The 21,262-nt window shown below is 66.7% G+C and carries 21 protein-coding genes; 11 read left to right on the top strand and 10 right to left on the bottom strand.

What is annotated here, in order from left to right:
• Positions 1–24: 24 nt before the first annotated feature.
• Positions 25–1,773 (top strand): nitrite/sulfite reductase, encoded by a 1,749-nt coding sequence (locus QRT08_RS12510; RefSeq protein ID WP_286046303.1) that lies wholly within the window; start codon positions 25–27, stop codon positions 1,771–1,773.
• A gap of 173 nt (positions 1,774–1,946) precedes the next feature.
• The gene (locus QRT08_RS12505) at positions 1,947–2,444 is read left to right on the top strand and encodes a DUF7974 family protein (RefSeq protein ID WP_286046302.1); all 498 of its coding nucleotides are present in this window, start codon (positions 1,947–1,949) and stop codon (positions 2,442–2,444) included.
• Between the two features lie 38 nt (positions 2,445–2,482).
• On the opposite strand, the gene QRT08_RS12500 is transcribed toward QRT08_RS12505, so the two are convergent.
• From QRT08_RS12500 to QRT08_RS12480, 5 genes are all read right to left on the bottom strand, one after another.
• Positions 2,483–3,853, bottom strand: coding sequence for an ABC transporter ATP-binding protein (locus QRT08_RS12500; protein ID WP_286046301.1), 1,371 nt, complete (start codon positions 3,851–3,853; stop codon positions 2,483–2,485).
• Positions 3,850–4,986 carry an ABC transporter ATP-binding protein gene (locus tag QRT08_RS12495; RefSeq protein ID WP_286046300.1) on the bottom strand — a complete coding sequence of 379 codons (1,137 nt, stop codon included), beginning with the start codon at positions 4,984–4,986 and terminating at the stop codon, positions 3,850–3,852. The genes QRT08_RS12500 and QRT08_RS12495 overlap by 4 nt, the downstream gene beginning before the upstream one ends.
• A 2-nt stretch (positions 4,987–4,988) precedes the next feature.
• The gene (locus QRT08_RS12490; RefSeq protein ID WP_286046299.1) at positions 4,989–5,978 is read right to left on the bottom strand and encodes an ABC transporter permease; all 990 of its coding nucleotides are present in this window, start codon (positions 5,976–5,978) and stop codon (positions 4,989–4,991) included.
• On the bottom strand, positions 5,978–6,973 hold the full coding sequence (locus tag QRT08_RS12485; RefSeq protein ID WP_286046298.1) for an ABC transporter permease: 996 nt from the start codon (positions 6,971–6,973) through the stop codon (positions 5,978–5,980). The genes QRT08_RS12490 and QRT08_RS12485 overlap by 1 nt, the downstream gene beginning before the upstream one ends.
• A 125-nt stretch (positions 6,974–7,098) precedes the next feature.
• Positions 7,099–8,721 carry an ABC transporter substrate-binding protein gene (locus QRT08_RS12480; RefSeq protein ID WP_286046297.1) on the bottom strand — a complete coding sequence of 541 codons (1,623 nt, stop codon included), beginning with the start codon at positions 8,719–8,721 and terminating at the stop codon, positions 7,099–7,101.
• 425 nt (positions 8,722–9,146) lie between these two features.
• On the opposite strand from QRT08_RS12480, the gene QRT08_RS12475 reads away from it, so the two are divergent.
• On the top strand, positions 9,147–9,356 hold the full coding sequence (locus QRT08_RS12475; RefSeq protein ID WP_286046296.1) for a DUF7561 family protein: 210 nt from the start codon (positions 9,147–9,149) through the stop codon (positions 9,354–9,356).
• A 31-nt stretch (positions 9,357–9,387) separates the two neighbouring features.
• Positions 9,388–11,130, top strand: coding sequence for a helicase C-terminal domain-containing protein (locus QRT08_RS12470; RefSeq protein ID WP_286046295.1), 1,743 nt, complete (start codon positions 9,388–9,390; stop codon positions 11,128–11,130).
• A gap of 101 nt (positions 11,131–11,231) precedes the next feature.
• Here QRT08_RS12470 and QRT08_RS12465 read toward each other — a convergent pair whose 3' ends face one another.
• Genes QRT08_RS12465 through QRT08_RS12455 form a run of 3 tightly spaced genes read right to left on the bottom strand, consistent with a single transcriptional unit; the run spans position 11,232 to position 14,337 of the window.
• A complete protein-coding gene (locus QRT08_RS12465) occupies positions 11,232–12,275 on the bottom strand; it encodes a class I SAM-dependent methyltransferase (protein WP_286046294.1) in 1,044 nt (347 codons plus the stop codon).
• Positions 12,272–13,387 carry a 60S ribosomal export protein NMD3 gene (locus tag QRT08_RS12460; RefSeq protein WP_286046293.1) on the bottom strand — a complete coding sequence of 372 codons (1,116 nt, stop codon included), beginning with the start codon at positions 13,385–13,387 and terminating at the stop codon, positions 12,272–12,274. Before QRT08_RS12460 ends, QRT08_RS12465 begins: the two co-directional genes overlap by 4 nt.
• A gap of 50 nt (positions 13,388–13,437) precedes the next feature.
• Positions 13,438–14,337 carry a polysaccharide deacetylase family protein gene (locus QRT08_RS12455; protein WP_286046292.1) on the bottom strand — a complete coding sequence of 300 codons (900 nt, stop codon included), beginning with the start codon at positions 14,335–14,337 and terminating at the stop codon, positions 13,438–13,440.
• A 110-nt stretch (positions 14,338–14,447) separates the two neighbouring features.
• Here QRT08_RS12455 and htpX point away from each other — a divergent pair, with 110 nt between their 5' ends.
• The 6 genes from htpX (at position 14,448) to QRT08_RS12425 (ending at position 19,268) form a co-directional block, all read left to right on the top strand.
• Positions 14,448–15,320: a zinc metalloprotease HtpX gene (htpX, locus tag QRT08_RS12450; protein WP_286046291.1), complete on the top strand. Its 873-nt coding sequence runs from the start codon at positions 14,448–14,450 to the stop codon at positions 15,318–15,320.
• A gap of 59 nt (positions 15,321–15,379) precedes the next feature.
• On the top strand, positions 15,380–15,985 hold the full coding sequence (pspAB, locus tag QRT08_RS12445) for a PspA-associated protein PspAB (protein ID WP_286046290.1): 606 nt from the start codon (positions 15,380–15,382) through the stop codon (positions 15,983–15,985).
• Positions 15,986–16,094: 109 nt separating this feature from the next.
• Positions 16,095–17,129 (top strand): DNA repair and recombination protein RadA, encoded by a 1,035-nt coding sequence (gene radA, locus QRT08_RS12440; protein ID WP_286046289.1) that lies wholly within the window; start codon positions 16,095–16,097, stop codon positions 17,127–17,129.
• A 57-nt stretch (positions 17,130–17,186) separates the two neighbouring features.
• Positions 17,187–17,504 carry a 2Fe-2S iron-sulfur cluster-binding protein gene (locus QRT08_RS12435; protein WP_286046288.1) on the top strand — a complete coding sequence of 106 codons (318 nt, stop codon included), beginning with the start codon at positions 17,187–17,189 and terminating at the stop codon, positions 17,502–17,504.
• 61 nt (positions 17,505–17,565) lie between these two features.
• Entirely contained in the window at positions 17,566–18,957 is a 1,392-nt protein-coding gene (locus tag QRT08_RS12430; RefSeq protein ID WP_286046287.1) for a selenium-binding family protein, read from the top strand.
• Complete coding sequence (locus tag QRT08_RS12425) at positions 18,948–19,268, top strand: 2Fe-2S iron-sulfur cluster-binding protein (RefSeq protein WP_303650336.1); 321 nt, start codon at positions 18,948–18,950, stop codon at positions 19,266–19,268. The genes QRT08_RS12430 and QRT08_RS12425 overlap by 10 nt, the downstream gene beginning before the upstream one ends.
• On the opposite strand, the gene QRT08_RS12420 is transcribed toward QRT08_RS12425, so the two are convergent.
• Entirely contained in the window at positions 19,269–19,688 is a 420-nt protein-coding gene (locus QRT08_RS12420) for an iron-sulfur cluster assembly scaffold protein (protein WP_286046285.1), read from the bottom strand.
• Positions 19,689–19,734: 46 nt separating this feature from the next.
• Positions 19,735–20,943, bottom strand: coding sequence for an outer membrane protein assembly factor BamB family protein (locus tag QRT08_RS12415; protein WP_286046284.1), 1,209 nt, complete (start codon positions 20,941–20,943; stop codon positions 19,735–19,737).
• Between the two features lie 96 nt (positions 20,944–21,039).
• Between QRT08_RS12415 and QRT08_RS12410 the strand changes: the two genes are divergently transcribed.
• Positions 21,040–21,234: a hypothetical protein gene (locus tag QRT08_RS12410; protein WP_286046283.1), complete on the top strand. Its 195-nt coding sequence runs from the start codon at positions 21,040–21,042 to the stop codon at positions 21,232–21,234.
• Positions 21,235–21,262: the final 28 nt, after the last annotated feature.

Genomic DNA, 21,262 nt, shown 5'->3' with positions numbered 1-21,262 from the left:
TTCATTCAAACGAGGTGATCGGGCGTGGCGCCTGAGATCGAGCAGTGGAAGGACGAGTGCTACGGCGAGGAACTCCGCGAGAGGATCCTCGAGTTCGCCGAGGGCGGCTGGGAGTCGATCCCCGAGGGCGAACGCAAGAAGTGGTTCTCGCTGTTCAAACACTGGGGGGTCTTCCACCAGCGCGACGGCCAGGAGAGCTACTTTATGATGCGTCTCCAGAACGCCGGGGGCGTCCTCCGCCCGGGCCAACTCCGGGCCATCGGCGAGGTCGCACGCGATTACGCGACCGGCCCCGTCGAGAACCCCGAGTTCGGCAACGGGTTTCTCGACCTGACGACGCGCCAGTCGATCCAACTACACTGGCTCAAACTCGAGGACATCCCTGAAATTTGGGAGAAGTTGGAGGGAGTGGGCGTCTCTAGTCGTTCCTCGGGCGGCGACTCGATGCGCAACATGGCCGGCTGTCCGGTCGCCGGGCGCGACAAGGAGGAGTTCATCGACTCACGGGACCTGCTCGAACGGCTGAACTCCGACCTGCGCGAGGACGACTCGCTCGCCGACCTCCCCCGGAAGTTCAACGTCTCGGTGACGGGGTGTCGGGAGGGCTGTGCCCAGGACTCGATCAACGACATCGGGCTCGAACCCGCCGAGAAAAACGGAACGAAGGGGTACAACGTCCGGGTCGGCGGCGGCCTCGGAGGGAGACAGCCCCGCGAGGCCCGCCCGCTCGACGTGTTCGTCACCGAAGAGGAGGCCTACGACGTCGTCCGAGGGTTCGTTTCCCTCTATCAGGAACACGGCGAGCGCGAGAACCGCCAGAAGTCCCGTTCGCGCTTCTTCGTCGACGACTGGGGCGTCGAAGAGATCCGCGAGACCCTCCAGAACGACTACGTCGACTTCGACCTTCGAACCGCGGGTGCGGATCTGCGCGAAGAGTACACCTACAACGCCGGGACCTGTCGCGGGGGCGACCACGTCGGCGTCCACGAGCAGAAAAACGGCGAGTACTACGTCGGGCTGAGCGTCCCAGTGGGGAGGCTTCGCGCCAAGGAGGCCATCGCGATCGCGAACTGCGCGAGCGAGTACGGTTCGGGCGAGGTGCGCCTGAGCCGTCGGCAGAACCCGCTGATCATGGACGTCCCCGAGGAAGACCTCGATCCGCTACTCGCCGAGCCGGTACTGGAGACCCATTCTCCTGAACCCCACCCGTTCCAGCGGGGTTCGATCGCGTGCACAGGGACGGAGTTCTGTCCGCTGGCACTGACCGAGACGAAGGCCCGCCTCGCTCGCACCATCCGCTGGCTGCGCGAGAACTGCGAGCTACCCGAGGACGTCGCGGACATCCACATCCACTACTCGGGCTGTACGGCCGACTGCGGGCAGGCGCTGACCGCCGACATCGGCTTACAGGGGATGCGCGCGCGCAAGGACGGGCAGATGGTCGAGGCACTGGACATCGGCGTCGGCGGCGGAATAGGGGAAGACCCATCCTTCATCGAGTGGGTCCACCAGCGCGTGCCCGCCGACGAGGCCCCGCTGGTCATCAAGAAACTCGTCGAGGGCTACGCGGCCCACCGCACTCCGGGCCAGTCCTTTCGCGAGTGGGTCGATGCCACTGGAATCGAGACGCTCGTCGAACTCGCCGAACCCGAAGAGAGCAGTTACGAAGACCCGTGGATGTACGACGCGAAGGGCTCGTGGTATCCCTTCGCGGAGGGGGAAAGCCCCGCACCCACGACCGCCGACGGCACGCCGCTGTCGGCCGACGACTGACCGGTATCTCGCGTCCCCCCGCTGGCGCACTCCTCCCGACTTCCCCTATCGAGACGCTGTGGTTTCGCTCTCCTGATTCGTGGGACCGACACGGAAAAGACCCTCGCCACCGGAGTACCCCCATGAGCGACGCATCGTCCACGACCGACACCGACCGCGGCCGCTGACCGCGAATGCCCCAACCGCGCCAGCGCTCGGAGGACGACCGATACGGGTTCGACGAGACCACCAACTACCTCACGAGCGCGCTCTCGAAACTCGTTCCCAACTGGCTCGCCCGCCGCGCCGTGAGCGTTTCGGTCGATACCCCAAAGGATAGCTACCGGCGGGGAGAACCCGTCGAGATCGTCGTCGAGTTCAAAAACCGTCTCCCGTTACCGGTTTCGGTGCCGACCGCCGAGCGCCGACTCTGGGAGTGGCGCGTCGACGACGTACTGGAGGCCACCGACGAGCCCCGGTACGTGGACCGATCGCCCGGCTCCATCGCGTTTCGTGGGGGCGAGCGAAAGCGCGTCGTCAACCGGTGGAACGGTCGCTTCCGACGGGCGGAGGGCGTCGATGGCCTTCCCGCGTTCGAGCCCGCCGCCCCCGGCGAACACACCATCAGCGTCTCGCTGACGACGGATCGCGACGACCGGCCCGAGGACTCCACCACCATCACCGTCGAGTAGCGACCGCTCGGTGGGCCGATCGAAAACCGCGTGACGGCTCAGTCGTCCGAGACGGCCGGTTCCGACGGTCCGCTCTCGGATTCCCGAGGGGCCGTCCCCGGCTCGACCGGTTCACCGGTCTCGGGATCCAGACGAATCCCGTCTTCGCGGTGCAGGTGACAGGCCGCATAATGGGCGTCGGTGCCGTACTCCGGCGTGATCTCGTACGCCGGGACTTCCCGCGCACAGATGCTCTTCTCGGCGAACTCCGCGACCAGCAGGTCGCCGGCCGCCTCCCACTCCTCGCGTCCGATCCGATCGAGCGCCTCCTCGACGACCTCGCCCGCCTCGCCCGAGGGCACGTCGTCGAAGAAGCGCCGCCGGAGTTCGGCGGGGTCGTTCGTCTCGACGGTCCGGCGGTCGACCGCGCGCATGAACGCCCGCACCTCCTCCCATTCAGTAGTCGAGAGGTCGTACTCGTCGGGGGCGATGAGTTCCGGACAGCGCGTTCGGAACCGACAGCCCGAGGGCGGGTCGATCGGGCTGGGGACGTCGCCTTCGAGCACGCCGCGTTCGCCCCTCGTGCGCGGGTCCGGGACGGGAATCGAGTCCAGAAGCGCCCGCGTGTAGGGGTGCTGGGGGTTCTCGTAGAGCTCCTCCTTGTCGGCGAGTTCGACCAACTGGCCCAGGTACATCACCGCGACGCGGTCCGAGATGTGCCGGATCACGGAGAGATCGTGGGCGATGAAGAGGTAGGTCAGGTCGAACTCCTCCTGGAGGCCCTTCATCGTGTTCAGCACCTGCGCCTGGATGGAGACGTCGAGCGCGCTCACGGGTTCGTCACAGACGATGAAGTCGGGGTTGACCGACAGCGCGCGCGCGAGGTTGACGCGCTGGCGCTGGCCCCCCGAGAACGCGTGGGGATAGCGGTTGTAGTGCTGGGGGTCGAGCCCGACCTTCGCCAGTAGTTCCTTCGCGCGGGCCTCCCGTCCCTCGTCGTCGAGCATGCCGTGGGCCTCCATCGGCTCCTCGACGATCTGGCCGACCTTCATCCGCGGGTCGAGCGAGGACTGGGGGTCCTGGAAGATGAGCTGCATCTCCCGGCGTTTCTTCCGCAGGCTCTCGCCGCCCATCGCGGTGATGTCCTCGCCCTTGAAGTAGACGGTTCCGTCCGTGGGCTCGATGAGCTGGAGGATGTTCCGCGCGAGGGTGGACTTCCCACAGCCCGACTCGCCGACCAGCCCGAGGGTCTCGCCCTTTCGGATGTCGAACGAGACGTCCTCGACGGCTCGGACCCGCTCGGGCTCGTGGACCACCGGCGGAACGAACCCGTCGGGGTTGCGCTTGAACCCGCCGAACAGCCCCTCGTCGTTCGAGAAGTGCTTCGTCAGCCCCTCGACGCGCACGAGCGGTTCCTCGGCGTCGCTCATCGGCTCCCCTCCTGCGTGAGGCCGACCTCGAACCCGCCGGTCGCCTCGTTCTCGAGCGGTTTGCTCCCCTCGTAGCCCACGTCGAACGCGTCGTGTTTGACGCAGGCCGCGCGGTGGACGCGCCCGCCCTCGTCGCCATCGACCGCTCGGAGGTCGGGATGGACGCGCCGACAGACCTCCCGGGCGTCCGGACACCGCGAGTGGAACCGACAGCCCGAGGGCGGGTTGATCGCCTCGGGCATGACGCCCTTGATCGGCTCGAGTTCCCCGGTCGTCCTGTCGGGCCGGGGCATCGAAGCCAGAAGCGCCTCCGTATAGGGGTGTTTGGTGTCGTAGAACAGCTCCTCGACGTCGGCCTGTTCGATGATCTCGCCGAGGTACATCACGTTGACGCGGTCGCAGATCTCCGCGACGACGCCCATGTCGTGGGTCACCCAGACGAAGGCGGTGTCGTACTTCTCCTGAAGCTCCTCGACCAGATCGAGGATCTGTCCCTCGACGGTGACGTCGAGCGCCGTCGTCGGCTCGTCGGCGATGATCAGGCTGGGTTCACAGGCCAGCGCCATCGCGATCAGCACGCGCTGGCGCATCCCGCCCGAGAACTGGTGGGGGTACTGCTCGTAGCGCTTCTCGGGTTCGGGGATGCCGACCTCCCGGAGCATCCGAACCGCTTCGACCCTCGCCTCCTCGTCCGAGACGTCGCGGTTGAGTTCGATGAACTCCCGGAGCTGCGAGCCGACCGTAAAGACCGGGTTGAGGCTCTCCATCGGGTCCTGGAAGATGATGGCGATCTCGCGGCCGCGGATCTCGGTCCGCATCTCCTCCTCGGAGAGCATCTCCTCGAGCTCGACCAGTTCGGGCGGTTCGCCCGGCTCTTCGGGGGTCTCCTCGTAGCCGATCAGCGTCCGTCCCTTGAACGTCACCTCGCCGTCGACGATGACGCCGGGGCTGTCGACCAGCCGCATGATGCTCATCGCGGCGACGCTCTTTCCGGCCCCCGACTCGCCGACGAGGCCGACGAGTTCGCCCTCGTAGACCTCGAAGGAGATGCCGTCGACGGCCCGAACGGTCCCGTCCTCGGTGAAGAACTGGGTCTTCAGGTTCTCGACTTTCAGCAGTGGTTCCTCGTTCATGGTCAGTTGTTGATCCGCGGGTCGAGCGCGTCCTGCAGCCCGTCACCGAGGAGGTTGAACGCGACCACGGTGACGAGGATGGCGATGCCGGGCCAGACGCTGAACGTCGGTGCCGGAAGCATGTAGTTGCGCGACGCCGCGAGCATCTGTCCCCACGACGGCGTCGGCGGCTGTGCGCCGAAGCCCAGGAAGGAGAGCCCGGCGACGATGAGGATGCTGACGCCGACCTGCAGGGTCGCCTGGACCAGCACCGGCGCGAAGCTGTTCGGGATGACGTGACGCAGGATGATGTTCCTGTCTTTCACCCCGGCGGCCTTGGCCGCCTCGATGTACTCCTCCTCGCGGATGCTCACGACACGCGAGCGGATCAGGCGGTTGAACACCGGGATCGAGGCGATGCCGACGCCGACCATCGCGTAGCTGATGTCGCGGCCGAACGCCGACATGAACGCGATGACCAGCACGAGAAACGGGATGGCGTAGATGGTGTCGGTGATCCGCTGGAGGACGTCGTCGATCCATCCCCCGTAATAGCCCGAGACCGCGCCGACGAGGGTGCCGCCGACCAGCCCGATCGCCGTCGCCGACAGCCCGACGGTGATGGCGATGCGCGTGCCGTAGACCATCCGCGAGAGGATGTCCCGACCGCGGTGGTCGGTGCCCAACGGGTACTCCCACGTGCCCGCGCCGAGGCCGTTCTCCATGCCCACCGGCGGGAGGAGTGCCTCGATCACGTCGGGGTCACGTTCGGGGTGGTGGAGGAACGGGATCGCCTCCGCCATCGCGTAATCGAGCAGGTAGTAGTCGACGCTGGCGAAGGCGGCGACCGCCGTGATGAACGCGATGACGTAAAAGCCCATCCGGGCCGTCGAGTCGCGCTTGACCTGCCGCAGGGTGTAGGACAGTCCGACGCGCGCCTCCACCTCGTCGACGCCGCCCTCCGTGGGTTCGTCGGCGAACTCCTCCTCTCCCTGTGGTTCGTGTGTCGCCATCATTTCTCACCGTAGCTGACCCGCGGGTCGATGTACGCATAGGAGATGTCGGTGATGATGACGCCGACGAGGTACAGCGCCCCGAGCATGAACGTCGTGCCCATCACCAGCGGGTAGTCCTGGTTGTTGATCGCCTGGATGACGAGCCGCCCCATCCCGTTTATCTCGAAGACGGTCTCGATCAGGACCGCCCCGCCGAGCGCCGTGCTCAGGCCGAGCCCGACGATGGTGATCACGGGCAGTTGGGCCGGTTTGAACGCGTGTTTCCAGACCACGCCGCGCTCGCCGACGCCGTAGGCGCGCGCGAGTTTCACGTACTCGTTCTGGAGTGAGTCGACCATCGAGGAGCGCTCGATGCGCGTGATCGAGGCCATCTGGAGCGTTCCGAGCGCGACCATCGGCATCACCAACCGTCTGAACGACTTGATGACGACGTCCAGCTGGGTGCTCGCCCCCCGGATGCTCGCGGGATCGGCCCACGGCAGGAACAGCCCCGTCGCGGGCAACAGCCCCAGCTGGAACGAGAAGAGGATGATCAGCAGCAGCCCGATCCAAAACGAGGGCGTCGAGACGCCGATCAGCGCGACGATCCGCGAGACGTGATCGACCGGTTCGTTTCGCCGCTCGGCGGAGATCACGCCCAGCGGGATCGCCGTCAGCAGGGCGAAGGCGAACGCCGAGAAGACGAGATACGCCGTCACCGGCAGGCGCTCGATGATCTTCGTCAGGACGGGCACGTCGTAGTAGATGCTGTGGCCCAGATCGCCCTGCGCGACGCCGATCATGTAGTTGAAGTACCGTTCGTGCAGTGGTCTGTCGAGTCCGTAGCGCGCCTGTACCTGTTCTACCATCTCGGCGCTCGGGGTCGGTCCGAGCATGATGCTGACGGGGTCGCCCGGGATCGCGTTGGTGAGGAAGAAGGTGATCGTCAGGATGCCGACAAGTACGGGGATCGCCTGCAGACACCGCCAGACCGTGTATCGGAGGAGTCCCATTGGTTGTGCTGTCTGTGTGTCTCGCTGTCGTTCTGCGTGCTATGAGTTCGATTCAACGGAGCCGGGATTATAACCGCGTCGATCCGAAAACGAAATCCCGATACGGTGACCGTTCGTCTACTCGTCTACTCGACCGACGTGGTCGCGTAGCCCGTCGCCAGCGGGACGGTGCTGGACACGGGGTGCGACTGGAAGCCCGAGACGTAGTCCTTGAACGCGTAGCTGTTGAGCAGGTTGTACGCGGGCAGGTGGACACGGTCCTCGAGGATCGTCGTCGTCGAGTCGATGTAGAGCTGGCGGCGTTCGTCCCGGTCGGTCGACCGGCGCGCGTCGATGATCTGCTGATTGACCTCGTCGTTCTGGTAGAAGACGCCCTGCGTGACGCCCTCGTTCTCCTGGGCGAACATGTAGTAGGTGAACGCCTCGGGGTCGGGCGACCCGGACCAGCCGAGCGCGTACATGTTGAAGTCGTCCTCGGCCCCGGATGTGTAGGCGTCGGTGAAGGCCCCCCAGTCGAGGCGCTGGACCTCGACGTTCTCGAAGCCGGCCTCCTGCAGGCCGTTGCCGACGCCGACGCCGATCTGCTCGCGCATGTCGTCCGGCGGGACGATGATCCGCCAGTCGTAATCCGAGGGGACGCCCGCCTCCTCGAAGAGCTGTTGGGCCTGCTCGATGTCCGGGTCGTGGGGGATCTCGGCCCAGTCGTCGACCGGGAAGTCCCACCCCTCGACGATGGACTCGGGGAACGGGCTGTACTGGCGGACGCCCGCGGGTTCGACGTAGTTGGCGACCTCCTGGTCCATCGAGAAGCAGTAGTCGACCGCCTCGCGCACCAGCGGGTCGGCGGTCGGCCCCTCGCCGCAGTTGAACGCGAGGTAGAAGTAGCCGATGCCGGGCTGTTCGTCGATGGTCACGTCGCCCATCCCCTCGACCTGGTCGTACAGCTGCGGGGGGATGGTCTCGATGACGTCGTTCTCGCCTGTCTGGAGCGTCGTCACGCGGGTCGACTGCTCCTCGACGCCGCTGAACTCGACGAAGTCGAGTTCGGCCGCGTTCTCGCCCCAGTAGTCGTCGTGGCGCTCGATTCGGACGTACTCGCCCTCCTGCCACTCGCCGAACTCGAAGGGACCCGAGCCGACGGGGTTCTCGTGGTTGAACGCGTCGGGGTCCTCCTCGCGAACGGCCTGCGGGACGACCTCCCGGATCAGCGTGTAGTCGAACGCGCCGAAGGGGTACGAGAGGTCGAACTGGACGGTCCGCTCGTCGATGGCCTCCGCCGTCTCGATCATGTCGACCTCGCCGGCGTTCTCGGTCTCCTCCTCGAGGGGCGCGACGAACGAGTAGGCGGCGTCCTCGGCGGTCACCGGGTCGCCGTTGTGGAACGTCGCGTCCTCGACGAGTTCGACGGTGTAGCGCTGGCCGTCGTTCTCGACTTCGGGCTCGCCCGCGGCGAGTTGGGGTTCGATCCCGGTCGCGTCCTCGTTGTACGTATAGAGTCCCTCGAACATCTGGCCGACGATCTGCTGGGAGGGGACGTCGTTGAGGACGATCGGGTCGAAGTCGAGCGCGCCCTTTACCTGCGCGAAGTAGAGTTCGCCCGGGGTGCCCCCGCCGCCACCGCCGCCGTTCGAGCCGCCATTGCCTCCGCCGCCGGCACAGCCGGCCAGACCGACGGCGCCAGCGGCACCGACGTACTTCAGAAGGCTCCGACGATCGAGAGTGTCGTGGTTTCGAATAGTGTCTTTCATGATTCGTTTTCCGCTGCGATACCCTCTGTTTCAGATAGTTGAATAAAAACTTGTCGAAAAGATGGTCACCTCTCTCGAGTAGAAGGAGACGAAGCGGGTAAAATACCGCTAATATATTCGTATTCGCGTTTATTTTATCCCATTTCGGAAAAAACATATTCCTACCTATTAATCATCTTGAAATTTGAACAGTCCACGCGGACGTTTCGGGGGCCGTATCCCGGTCCTCGGGGACGGATTCGGTGTTCGACAATGGTCGCTATCGGACACGACTGGTGATCGCCCCTCACATATGTCGACCGATCGAACCGTCCGTCCCGTTCGACGCCCGACCGATCTATCGGCCCGACGGACTGTCCGGAATCGCTTCCCCGTCTCTTGGGTGACACGACAGTCGTTTAGTCCGGGCGTGCCAGCTATCGGGTATGGCCTCCGAACCCTGTGACGGCTGTGGCGAGGACGTCCACATCGCGGGCGGTATCGCCGACATGTGGTCGTTCTCCCAGGAACCGACCGGCGGGATGACCCTGGAGTTCGAGGACGGCACCGAACATTTTCTTTGCTACGAGTGTATCGAGCGCCTGCCCGACCACCCCGACGCGAGCGACGTCGCCGCGCTCTCCGAGAGCCGCTAGCTTTAGGATCGTTCCGACCCCGTCTCCGATAGTGCAGCCCGCCCGCATCGAGAGCGAGTTCCCCGCGCCCTCCTACCGGGGCAACCAGCGCGAAGCCCTTTCCGAGATCCGACGCGCGTTCGAGGCCGGAAACGACGTGGTTCTCGTTCGCGCGCCGACGGGCAGCGGCAAGTCCCTGCTCGCGCGCGCGATCTGTGGGGCCGCGAGGACCCCCGAGGAGGCCGAACCCAAACAGGCGACCGGCGCGTACTACACCACTCCCCAAGTATCCCAACTCGACGACGTAGCCACGGAACCGCTCCTCTCCGATCTCCAGATCATCCGCGGGAAGGGCAACTACACGTGTATCCTGCCGGGCGAGGAGAACACGAAAGTGAACCGCGCACCCTGTGTGCGAGAACGGGGCTACGACTGTGCGGTCAAACACCGCTGTCCGTACTTCTCGGATCGGGCGATCGCCTCCAACCGCGCGATCGCGGCGATGACGCTGGCCTACTTCATGCACACCGCCGGCTCGGAGGTGTTTCGCCGGCGCGACGTCTGCGTGATCGACGAGGCCCACGGATTGGCGGAGTGGGCCGAGATGTACGCGACCATCGACCTCGGTCCCCGGACCGTCCCGATGTGGGACGACCTCTCGGTACCCGAGATCGACTCCCTCTCCCGTGCGGCCCGGTACGCCGACTCCCTCTCGCAGACGTGCGCCCGCCGGAAGGACGACCTCCTCGCGCGCGAGAAACTCACGCCCGACGAGGCCGCCGAACGCGACCGCCTCCAGGAACTCGTCTCCGAACTCGACTGGTTCGTGAAGGACTACCGCGACCCCGAGAGTCCGACGACGTGGGCGATCGACCAGGCGGCGGACCGCTCGCTGTCGATCAAGCCGATGAACCCCGAGCGCTACCTCTCGCATACGGTCTGGGAGCGGGCGAACCGCTTCGCCCTCCTCTCGGCGACCATCCTGGACAAGGAGGCGTTCTGTCGGGGCGTCGGCCTCGATCCCGACCGGGTCGCGCTCGTGGACGTCGGCCACACGTTTCCCGTCGAGAACCGACCCCTGTTCGACGTGGCGCAGGGGAAGATGACCTACGACGAACGGGACGAAACGCTGCCGAGGATCGCGCGCGTCCTCGTCCGGATCATGGCGAAACACGAGGACGAGAAGGGGATCGTCCACGCCCACTCGTATGCGATTCAGGAGCGACTCGCCGACCTCCTCGCCGATTTCGGCGTCGGCGATCGGGTGCGGACCCACGACCGCGAGGACCGCGACGCCGCGCTCGAAGCGTGGAAGACGAGCGACGGCCAGGACGTGTTTCTGGCGGTGAAGATGGAGGAGGCGCTCGATCTGGAGGGAGATCTCGCACGATGGCAGGTGCTCTGCAAGGCGCCGTATCTCAACACGAACGACTCGCGGGTCGCCCATCGCCTCGAACGCGGCCAGTGGGCGTGGTACCACCGCGCCGCGCTCCGCACCGTGATCCAAGCCTGCGGGCGGGTCGTCCGTTCGCCAGAGGACTACGGCGCGACCTATCTGGCGGATTCGAGCCTGCTCGACCTCTTCGAGCGCACACGGGGGGAGATGCCGCCGTGGTTCGACGCACAGGTCCAGCGGATGAGATCGCCCGACCTACCGCCGTTCGAGGCGAGTACGGGGTCGCGAGGCGATCCACCGACACGGTCGCGGACGGATCGGACGACGCGGACCGCGACGGAGTCGACCCCCTCGACGCGGTCGAACCACCCGCTCAGCGACGTGTGGGGCGACGGCTAGATCAGCGCGAGGCTGCCGATCATCGAGCCGACCATCAGGATCACGAGGACGAGCGCGATGACCTGCTGTCTGTCCATACCCCTCCCAGTCGTTCGATCGAGTTAATCGCTCCGGCCGATCCGCGCGTCCACCACGACGTGGGCGACACCCGCGCTGTGGCTTTTCACCCGACGTCTGTCGAGGACCTCGACCTCCCGACCGGCGTTTGCGGCCGCTTCGCGGAGCCGCGAGACGGGGCGCTCCCACAGGTGAGCCTCGGGGGTTGCCTCGTGCATATGGAGGACGCCGCCATCGCGCAGCGCGTCGAGCGCGCTCGGGAGGTACTCGTATCCCGCCCCGTCCGTGCGTGGCTCCGAGGCGTCGTAGTAGCCCATCACCACGCGGTCGATCCCCTGCACCTCGACGTCCCGACAGTCCGCCCGGTAGGCGTCGATACGCTCCTCGACCTCGTTGAGAACGGCGTTCTCGAGCAGGTACCGGAACGCGACGGGGTTTCGCTCGACCGCCGTCACGCACGCGCCCGCCCGCGCCATCGGCAGGGTGAAGTAGCCGATCCCGGCGAACATGTCGAGGACGCGCTCGCCGGCCTCCACGACCTCGCCCATCCGCGCGCGCTCTCGCTTGTTGCCCGGCGAGAACATCACCTTCGAGAGATCGAGCGCGTACCTCGTCCCGTGTTCCGTGTGGACCGTCTCGGTGTCGCCGGTGCCGGCCACCACTCGAACCGAGGGCACGCGGTGCTCGCCGGCGATCCCCTCGCGGGCGAGGACCGTGTCCGCGCCGCCGTGGAGTTCCAACAGCGCCTCGCCGACCTCCCCTTCGCGCGGACACCCCTCGAAATCCGCGAGGATCACGCCCCCGATCACGGCCCACGATTTGGGCGCACGCGAGCGTTCCCCGTCGCTCCAGCCACGCTCGCCCAGTAGACCCTCGAGTCCGGGCGCGCGCGGTTCTGGGTCGGACTGGTGGATCACCTCGTGGACGTCGGTCTCTACCGGGGGACGAACCACGGGCAGGGCGAGCGCGCCCTCGCCCGCCTCGCGCACGCTCCTCGAATCGTCGTAGACCCCCTCCTCGCGGAGCGCGGCGATCGTCTCCTCTCCCTCCTCCTTCGAGACGATCGCCGCGAGCGGATCGTCGTTCATTCCGGCCCGTCCTCGGGGACGGCGTGCAGGCCGGCGCGGCTCTTGAGCACCGAGACGGTCCCCGACTCGGTGTCGAGGAAGTCGGGTCGCGGGATCGTCTTCGACTCGTAGGTCTCGGGGTCGAGCACCTGCACTGCGCGGTCGTCCTCGACGCTCACGAGCGTGGTCTCTTGGGCGTCGTCGGTCCGACCGAGCCGGCGGGCGTCGGGCGAATCGCCCTCCTCGAAACTCGACTCGTAGCGCTCGCCGGTCGCGAGGCGCCGGCCCTTGACGGTCCCTCGCGCGCTCCTGACCAGCACCGGCCCCTCGCCGTCCTCGGGGTCGATGACGTCCCCTTTGGTGAACGGCGGCAGTCGCACCGCGTAGGTGACCCTGTACACCTCGTTGCCGTCCTCGTCCTCGGTGACGAGCGTCTCCGAATCGCTGAAAGAGCCGCCGAACCGGTTCACGAGTCGCTGGGAGATCTTCTTGCCGATGTTCGTGGTCGACACCTTCACGTCGACGCCGTCGGCGGTGTCGTCGATCTCGGTGACGAACGCGTCTCGATCCCCCGTCGCCTCCATCTCCGCGACCACGGCGTGGGAGATCTCCTTCGCCGCCTCGCGTTCCTCGTTCGTGGGCTCCCGATCCCGCGCTCGAAGCTGGACGACGCTCGCGTAGTAGCTGCCCGCGATCCGGCCACAGCGCGTGCACGTCTCCCGGGAGATCGTCACCGGGACGACGACCTCCTCCTCGATCACCTCCTCCCGGACGACGCCCGTAAACAGACAGTGTATCCGGATCGTGTTCTGGTCGACCTGCTCGGGTTCGACCTGCCACGCCACGTCCTCGGCGTCGAGGTGCACCCCCAGCGACTCGCTGACGGCGTCGATCGCCACGTCGGTGTAGTCCTCGGCGCCGACGTCGACCCAGCGGTTCCCGCGGTGGACGGCCCCGCACCGGGCACACACTCGAATAGTGAGCTTCTCGGGTGCGGAAACGAGTTCGAAGTCCTCGAAGTAGCAGGCGTCACACAGCCCCGTCTCGTCGGCGGCGGGCGCGCCCGGTAGCTCCGGGCGCTCGCTGCCCTCGACGGGATCGCCACAGCGGGGACAGAACGCGGATCGGCTCATCACCGATCGTACCCGCTTGAATCGGTTAAGCGTCGCGCTGTTCGATCGACTCAGACGAACTCGCCCTCGCTCTCGTATCTCGTCGGATCCTCCTCGAACTTCTCGGCGACCGTCTCGAGGGTGGTGAACTCGACGCCGTCGTGGCCGTCCATGTACTCGATGAACTCCTCCAGAAGCGGGATCATCTGCGGGCGACCGTGGACGTCGGGGTGGATCGTCAGTGTGTAGACGCCCGCGCCGCGGCGCTCGTAGAGGTAGTCGAAGTGCGCCTCGTAGAGCTCCTCGTAGACCATCCGCGGGCTGGTGTAGCCGTAGTTGTAGTTGGGCTGTTTCATGAAGAGCATCGGCGGCACATCGTCGCGGTACCACGAGATGGGGATCTCGACGACGTCGGTTTGCTGGCCGTACTCGTAGGGGTGCATCCACGTCTCGGCGGGCTTGTCGTAGTCGATCGACTCCCAGCTGTCGCCGATGCGCATGTACAGCGGCTCGAAGTCGCTCTCCATCAGGCTGCTGTCGTACTCGAACCCGTACTCCTCGACGAGTTCGGGGGTGTTCTCGCTGTACTCCCACCAGCTCGCGCGGTGGCCCGCGGGCCGCTCGCCGGTGAGGTCCTCGACGAGGTCGATCGACTTCGCGAGGATCGTCTCCTCCTGCTCGCGCGTGAGGTCCGTCGGGTTCTCGTGGGTGTAGCCGTGGACGCCGATCTCGTGGCCGGCGTCCGCCACGGCCCCGATCTCCTCCTCGAAGGTCTCGATGGTGTGGCCCGGGACGTACCACGAGGTGTCGATCCCGGCGTTCTCGAAGACCTGTAGCATGCGCGGGACGCCCTCCTTCCCGGCGAGCAGGCCCCGCGTCAGGTCCGATGGCGAGTCGTGTGCGCTGTAGGTACCGAGCCACCCCGCGACGCAGTCCACGTCGATCCCGATCGCGACGTCTATGTCTCCCATGGTGATCCTCCGTTCGGGACGTCGGCCCACAGTCCCATAGTAGTACCCGCGCGGTCACCCTTCGAGCCGATCTCAACACTTTAACTGTCCGGGAACGTAGGAGTTCGCATATGGAGTGGAAAACGGACTGGGGCCTGCGCGGGCGCATGATGTTCACCATGTTCCTGCTGTTCGCCCTGTATCTCGTGTTCGTCGGGGTCATCGCGGCCTACTTCGGCAACATGCTGTTCGCCCTGATCATGCTCGGCGGGTTCTCGCTGGTGCAGTACTTCTTCAGCGACAAGCTCACCCTCTGGAGCATGGGCGCCCACGAGGTCAGCGAGGAGGAGTACCCCCAGCTGCACGACGCGGTGACGCGCCTCTCGCGGCAGGCCGACCTGCCCAAGCCGACGGTGGCGGTCACCGACTCGCGGGTCCCGAACGCCTTCGCGACGGGTCGCAACCAGAAGAACGCCGTCGTCTGCGTGACGACGGGCATCATGAGCACGCTCGATCAGGAGGAACTCGAGGGCGTGCTGGCCCACGAACTCGCCCACATCAAGAACCGGGACATGATGGTGATGACCATCGCGTCGTTCCTCTCGACGCTCGCGTTCATCGTCGTCCGATGGGGCTGGCTGTTCAGCGGCGGCGACAGCAGGAACCAGGCGCCCGTCTGGGTCGCAATCGTGGTCTCGCTGCTGGTGTGGGTCATTAGCTTCCTGCTGATCCGGGCGCTCTCGCGGTACCGCGAGTACACCGCCGACCGTGGGGCGGCGATGATCACGGGCAAGCCCTCGGCGCTCGCGAGCGCGCTGATGAAGATCTCCGGGCGCATGGACAAGGTGCCAAAGGAGGACCTGCGCGAGGAGGCCGAGATGAACGCCTTCTTCATCATCCCGATCAACAGGGGCTTCATCGGCCGGATCGCGAGCACCCACCCCCCGACCGAGAAGCGCATCGAGCGCCTGCGCGACCTCGAACGCGAACTCGAGACCGCCTGAGGCCGATCGATCGGGGTCGGGACCTCAACGTCTTTACTTCGGGTGTCCCATCGAGGGACATGGGCATCATGGACACCATCCGCGCCGTCTTCGGCAGCAGCGCCGAGCACGACGCCACCCGCGAGGCCGACCCCGAGGACCTCTTCGGGATGAGCACGGCCTACATGACGATGGAGGCCGACCTGGGCTACCCGAACGCGGGTGCGGCCGCGCTCTGTTTCTCGAGCGTCGACAGCACCGACTTCGAGGACGCCCTCCGTGAGGTCAGGGACATCCTCGAGGCCGGCGAGGCCGAGACCGGTACCACGGCCTCGATCCGCATGGATCAGCAGGGCTACCACTGGGTCGTCCTCGAGGATTCGGATCCCGAGGACCTCGTCACGAGCATCCACTTCGCCGCGGACACGTTCATCGAGCGCGGGTACGGTTCGCGGCTACTCGCCGCGCTGTTCGCCTTCGAAAAGGACTCCCGGTACGTCTACTGGGTCTACTCGTTCCGCCGGGGCGCGTACTACCCCTTCGCGCCCACGCGCGGGCGGGAGCGAGACCAGTCCGCCGAGTTCAAACTCCAGAGCGTCCTCGACGGCGAACTCGGCGTCGAGGACGACACGGCCTACTGGTACCCCCTCTGGCCCGAGAGCCCGGGCCGTCATCCGTGGCAGTAACCGTTTAAACGTTCGTGTGCCGTCGATCGGACCTCGTTCCCGTCCGCCAGTTTCACTTCCACCTCCCTGTTAACGAGCGTTTATACGGGTACGGGCGAAACGAACGGACATGGCAGCAGAGTCAGATCTCGAAGACCTCCCCGGCGTCGGCCCCGCGACAGCGGAGAAACTCCTCGACAACGGCTACGACTCCTACACGAGCCTCGCGGTCGCGAGCCCCGCGGAGCTATCGAACACGGCGGACGTCGGCGAGTCGAGCGCCGCCGACATCATCCGCGCAGCCAGAAAAGCCGCCGACGTCGGCGGGTTCGAGACCGGTTCGGCGGTGCTCGAACGCCGCGAGCGGATCGGCAAGCTCTCGTGGCTGATCCCCGAGGTCGACGAGATGCTCGGCGGCGGCGTCGAGACCCAGTCGATCACCGAGGTCTACGGCGAGTTCGGGGCCGGAAAATCACAGGTCACCCACCAGCTCGCGGTCAACGTCCAGCTCCCCCGCGAGCAGGGCGGACTCGAGGGGAGTGCGATCTTCATCGATTCGGAGGACACCTTCCGGCCCGAGCGGATCGACGACATGGTCCGCGGACTCGACGACGACGTCCTCGAAGCGATGCTCGCAGACCGCGAGATCGAAGGGGACGCGGGGGACGAGGCCGCGCTCGACGCGCTCGTTCAGGACGTCCTCGACAAGATCCACGTCGCGAAGGCGTTCAACTCGAACCACCAGATGCTGCTCGCCGAGAAGGCGAAGGAGCTCGTCGCCGACAACGAGGAGAGCGAGTGGCCGGTTCGCCTCGTCTGTGTCGACTCGCTCACCGCGCACTTCCGTGCGGAGTACGTCGGGCGTGGCCAGCTCGCCGAACGCCAGCAGAAGCTCAACAAACACCTCCACGATCTCTCGCGGATCGCCGACCTCTACAACACCGCGATCCTCGTGACCAACCAGGTCGCCTCGAACCCCGATTCCTTTTTCGGCGACCCGACCCAGCCCATCGGCGGGAACATCCTCGGGCACAAGTCCACATTCCGGATGTACCTGCGCAAGTCGAAGGGCAATAAACGAATCGTTCGCCTCGTCGACGCGCCGAACCTCCCGGACGGCGAGTCGGTCATGCGCGTCGAGGGCGCGGGACTGAAGCCCGAGTAGACCCGTTCGACCCTCGCTTCGATGGGTATGTGAGGCCGCGTCCCCTATCCTGGGATCGTGGCCCACGAGATAACGCTCGAATGGCCCGGTGACCGCGTCGAGACGTTTTCGGCCGAGTCGAACGAAACCGTACTCGAAGCCGCCGCCCGCGCGGGGATCCGCCTCCCCTACGACTGCCGGAGCGGCACCTGTGCCGAATGCGTCGGACAGGTCCTCGACGGAGCGATCGAACACCGGCGGATGCCGCGTGCGCTCGAATCCGACGATCTGGCCGGGGGCTACGCGCTGTTGTGCATCGCCGTTCCGCGCGAGGACTGTCGCATCCGAACCGGTTCGCGCATCCAGGCCGAACTCGGCTCGAGCCCGTGGGGGTAGCTTCTCCCGCCCACCTACGGTACCACATACCACTATTAGGATCGGCGTCGATGGACCGTCCATGAGCGACGCAGACCGACCGACCGAGACGCACGCGGACCACGAGCACCACGCCGCCGAGGGACCGGGATACGCGACCCCCCAGGCCGCCATCGAGGAGAGCGACCCCGAGGAGGTCGCCTACGTGATGGGGCTGTACGTCGGAACGGATGTGGACGCGCCCGACTTCCTCGCGGTCGTCGACGTCGATCCCGACTCCGAGACCTACACCGAGATCGTCGATCGGGTCGAGATGCCCAACCGGGGCGACGAACTCCACCACTTCGGGTGGAACGCCTGCTCCTCGTCGTGCCACGTCGAGGGGTTGGAGCGACGCCACCTCGTGGTGCCCGGCCAGCGCTCCTCGCGGATCCATATCGTCGACACGAAAGAACGCCGGAACCCGGAGATAGTGCGGGTGATCGAACCCGAGGAGGTCTTCGAGTACGACCTCTCGGCGCCCCACACCGTCCACTGCATCCCCGACGGCCAGATCGTCATCAGCATGCTCGGGAACGCCGACGGGGAGCTGCCGGGGGGCTTTCTCGAACTCAACGAGGAGTTCGGGATCGACGGCCGGTGGGACCCGCCCGGCGAGATCGAGATGAACTACGACTACTGGTACCAGCCCCGCCACAACGTGATGGTCTCCTCGGAGTGGGCCGCACCCGAGACCTACTATCCGGGGTTCGACCTCGAGGACGTCGAGGCCGGCAAGTACGGGCGGAAACTGCACTTCTGGAACTGGGAGGAGGGGTACGTCGAGCAGACGATCGATCTCGGCGAGGAGGGACAGATCCCCCTGGAGGTACGCTTTTTGCACAGTCCCGAAGCCGCCCACGGCTACGTCGGCGCGGCGCTCTCCTCGAACGTGTTTCACTTCTTCGAAGAGGGCGGCGAGTGGCACGCCGAGAAGGTCATCGATATCGAGTCCCGCGAGCACGAGGGATGGGACTTTCCAGTCCCTGGTCTCGTCACCGATCTCCTGATCTCGATGGACGACCGCTACCTCTTCTTCTCGAACTGGCTCCACGGCGACGTGCGGATGTACGACATCTCCGACCCGGCCAACCCGCGGCTCGCGGACCGGATCCGCGCCGGCGGCTACTTCGGCGACCCCGCGCCGGTGGGGGACCGCGAACTCGCGGGCGGGCCACAGATGCTCCAACTCTCGCTCGACGGCGAGCGCCTCTACTGGACGACCTCGCTGTTTTCGAGTTGGGACAACCAGTTCTTCCCCGAGGAAGGCGAGCGCGGGTCGGTGATGCTGAAGGCCGACGTCGACCCCCGGAAGGGGACGATGAGCCTCGACGAGGAGTTCCTCGTCGACTTCGGGGACCTCCCCGAGGGGCCGGCGCGCGCCCACGAGATCCGCTGGCCCGACGGCGACTGCACCAGCGACGTCTGGCAGTGAGCCACGAGGTCGTCCTCGAACGGTCCGATCGCGTCGAAACGATCGACGTGCCGGGGACCGAGACCGTGCTCGACGCCGCAGAGCGGGCGGGGATCGCCCTCCCCTTTGGCTGTCTGACCGGCGCGTGCGCGACCTGCGTTGGACGACTTCTCGCCGGCGAGGTCCATCACTCCCGGCCGCCGCGGGCGCTCAAGGACCGTCACCTCGAAGCGGGCTACGTGTTGTTGTGTATCGCCCGTCCCCGAGCGCCGTGTCGGATCAGGGTCGGTGCCGACGTCCAGTCGGGGTTGGTAGAGAACCCCTGGAAGTGATCAGTCCTCGGTCGTGGTCTTCTCGATCTCGGTTTCCCCCCGATAGATCTCCGCGCCGTCCTGGGCGACCTTCTCGGCGAGCACCGCGCACTTGATCCGCATCGGACTGATCTCGATGCCGAGCATCTCGGTGACGTCGTCGCGGTCCATCTCCGCGAGTTCGTCGAGGCTCATGCCGGGCAGTTTCTGGGTGAGGAGGCTCGCGCTGGCCTGGCTGATCGCACAGCCGTCGCCCGAGAAGGCGACGTACTCGATGGTCTCGCCGTCCCCTTCGAGGACGACGTCGACCGAGATCTCGTCGCCGCACATCGGGTTCTCGCCGACGTGCGAGAAGGTGGGATCCTCGAGTTCGCCGTAGTTCCGGGGGTTCTTGTAGTGATCGAGGATCTGCTCGCGGTACATGTCCGATCCCATGCTCATATTGCGAGCGAGTACGGGAGTGGCGGCCAAAAGGGTTCCGCAGGGCCTATCTGAGCGCGTAGAGGCCCCCGTCGGTGCTGCCGACGTAGAGGGTGTCGCCGACCACCGCCGGCGAGGAGAACGTGACCTCGCCGACCGAGAGGCTCCACTCGTTCGTGCCCTCGGCGGCGTCGAGCGCGTAGACGTTCCCGTCGCGGTTGGCGACGTAGACCCGATCGCCCGCGACCGTCGGCGAGGACCACACTTCCGCGCCGGTCTGGAACCGCCAGCGCTCCTCGCCCGAGGCGGCGTCGAGCGCGTGGACGTTCCCGTCGCGGTTGGCGGCGTAGACGGTGTCGTTCGTGATCGCCGGCCCCGACCCGGTCCAGTCGCCGACATCGAGCCGCCAGCGTTCCTCGCCCGAGGCGGCGTCGAGCGCGTGGAACGCGCCGCCCCGGTCGCCGACGAAGACCGTCCCGTCCGAGACCGCCGCGGGGCCCTCGAACTCCCCGCTTCCCTCGACGGTCCAGCGTTCCTCGCCCGAGGCGGCGTCGAGCGCGTAGAAGACGCCGTCGAAGCTCCCGACGAAGACCGTCCCCTCGCCGACGGCGGGGCTGGCGACGACCTCCGCGCCGGTCTCGGCCTGCCACTCGTTCTCGCCCAGTCCGTAGACGCGCCCGTCGTCACAGCCGACGTACAGTTCCCGCTCGACGACCGCCGGCGAGGAACCGACGGGATCGCCCGTCTCGAAGCGTTCCGCCTCCGTGCCGTCCGCGGGGTCGATCGCGTGGACCCCGTTGTCGAAGCTCCCGACGTACGCGAACCCGCCCGCGACCGCGACCGACGAGAAGACGTTGCCCCCCGCGTCGAACGCCCAGTTCTCCTCGCCGGACTCCGCGTCGAGCGCGTACAGCGTGTCGTCGTAGCTGCCGACGTAGACCACGCCGTCGAAGACGGTCGGCGAGGCGTAGATCGCGTCACCGGTCTCGGCCGTCCACGCGACCTCGGGGTCGTCGGGGCCGCTCGCGTCCGGTCGGTGGCCCGTGTTCGCCGGGTCGGCGCGGTAGGTCGGCCAGTCCGCCGCCTGTGATCCGGCGTCACCCCCGTCCTCCAGAGGTTCGTCGCCCCCACCGTCCCCGCCGTCCGGTGGTCCGTCGCCCGATGGGTCCTGCCCGTCCTCGTCTCCGGCGTCGGTACAGCCGGCGAGACCGCCGAACGCGCCGACCCCAAGCGCCCGGAGTAGCCGCCGCCGTCTCGTATCGGGAGTTCCGCTCATGGCGGGGCCGTCTCGCCGAGCGGCCCTGAGTGTTTCGCTCAGCCCGCAGCACGACAAAAGGTGGACACTAAAGCGCCCGATCACGTACGTATCGGTATGACTTCGAACGGGGACCTCGCCCGGGTGACTCGCCGCAGGCGCCTGCTGTTCGGACTCGTCGGCCTGTTCGTCATCCTCCTGACCGTCGGCACGAGCCTGGTCTTCGCGGGCTATCCGGGGCTCGGGATCACGCTGGTCGCCGCGAGCCCGCTCGCGCTCCTGGCCGCCGGCGTGCTGTTGTTTCGGGGGTAGATCGAGTCGCTGGTCCGTACCGCTCCGG

The sequence above is a fragment of the Halalkalicoccus sp. NIPERK01 genome, from assembly GCF_030287405.1.
Taxonomy (GTDB): domain Archaea; phylum Halobacteriota; class Halobacteria; order Halobacteriales; family Halalkalicoccaceae; genus Halalkalicoccus.
The sequence above is the reverse complement of the archived record's forward strand: the minus strand, read 5'-3'. Positions and strand labels throughout refer to the sequence as shown.

What these genes read in the sequence shown, in the direction of transcription:
- QRT08_RS12455 (WP_286046292.1), bottom strand. Translation starts at nt 14,337, where the DNA reads ATGGGAGACATAGACGTCGCGATCGGGATCGACGTGGACTGCGTCGCG.
- QRT08_RS12415 (WP_286046284.1), bottom strand. Translation starts at nt 20,943, where the DNA reads ATGAGCGGAACTCCCGATACGAGACGGCGGCGGCTACTCCGGGCGCTT.
- pspAB (WP_286046290.1), top strand. Translation starts at nt 15,380, where the DNA reads ATGGGCATCATGGACACCATCCGCGCCGTCTTCGGCAGCAGCGCCGAG.
- QRT08_RS12480 (WP_286046297.1), bottom strand. Translation starts at nt 8,721, where the DNA reads ATGAAAGACACTATTCGAAACCACGACACTCTCGATCGTCGGAGCCTT.
- QRT08_RS12485 (WP_286046298.1), bottom strand. Translation starts at nt 6,973, where the DNA reads ATGGGACTCCTCCGATACACGGTCTGGCGGTGTCTGCAGGCGATCCCC.
- QRT08_RS12420 (WP_286046285.1), bottom strand. Translation starts at nt 19,688, where the DNA reads ATGAGCATGGGATCGGACATGTACCGCGAGCAGATCCTCGATCACTAC.
- QRT08_RS12410 (WP_286046283.1), top strand. Translation starts at nt 21,040, where the DNA reads ATGACTTCGAACGGGGACCTCGCCCGGGTGACTCGCCGCAGGCGCCTG.
- QRT08_RS12460 (WP_286046293.1), bottom strand. Translation starts at nt 13,387, where the DNA reads ATGAGCCGATCCGCGTTCTGTCCCCGCTGTGGCGATCCCGTCGAGGGC.
- QRT08_RS12475 (WP_286046296.1), top strand. Translation starts at nt 9,147, where the DNA reads ATGGCCTCCGAACCCTGTGACGGCTGTGGCGAGGACGTCCACATCGCG.
- QRT08_RS12430 (WP_286046287.1), top strand. Translation starts at nt 17,566, where the DNA reads ATGAGCGACGCAGACCGACCGACCGAGACGCACGCGGACCACGAGCAC.
- QRT08_RS12490 (WP_286046299.1), bottom strand. Translation starts at nt 5,978, where the DNA reads ATGGCGACACACGAACCACAGGGAGAGGAGGAGTTCGCCGACGAACCC.
- QRT08_RS12495 (WP_286046300.1), bottom strand. Translation starts at nt 4,986, where the DNA reads ATGAACGAGGAACCACTGCTGAAAGTCGAGAACCTGAAGACCCAGTTC.
- QRT08_RS12465 (WP_286046294.1), bottom strand. Translation starts at nt 12,275, where the DNA reads ATGAACGACGATCCGCTCGCGGCGATCGTCTCGAAGGAGGAGGGAGAG.
- radA (WP_286046289.1), top strand. Translation starts at nt 16,095, where the DNA reads ATGGCAGCAGAGTCAGATCTCGAAGACCTCCCCGGCGTCGGCCCCGCG.
- QRT08_RS12500 (WP_286046301.1), bottom strand. Translation starts at nt 3,853, where the DNA reads ATGAGCGACGCCGAGGAACCGCTCGTGCGCGTCGAGGGGCTGACGAAG.
- QRT08_RS12505 (WP_286046302.1), top strand. Translation starts at nt 1,947, where the DNA reads ATGCCCCAACCGCGCCAGCGCTCGGAGGACGACCGATACGGGTTCGAC.
- htpX (WP_286046291.1), top strand. Translation starts at nt 14,448, where the DNA reads ATGGAGTGGAAAACGGACTGGGGCCTGCGCGGGCGCATGATGTTCACC.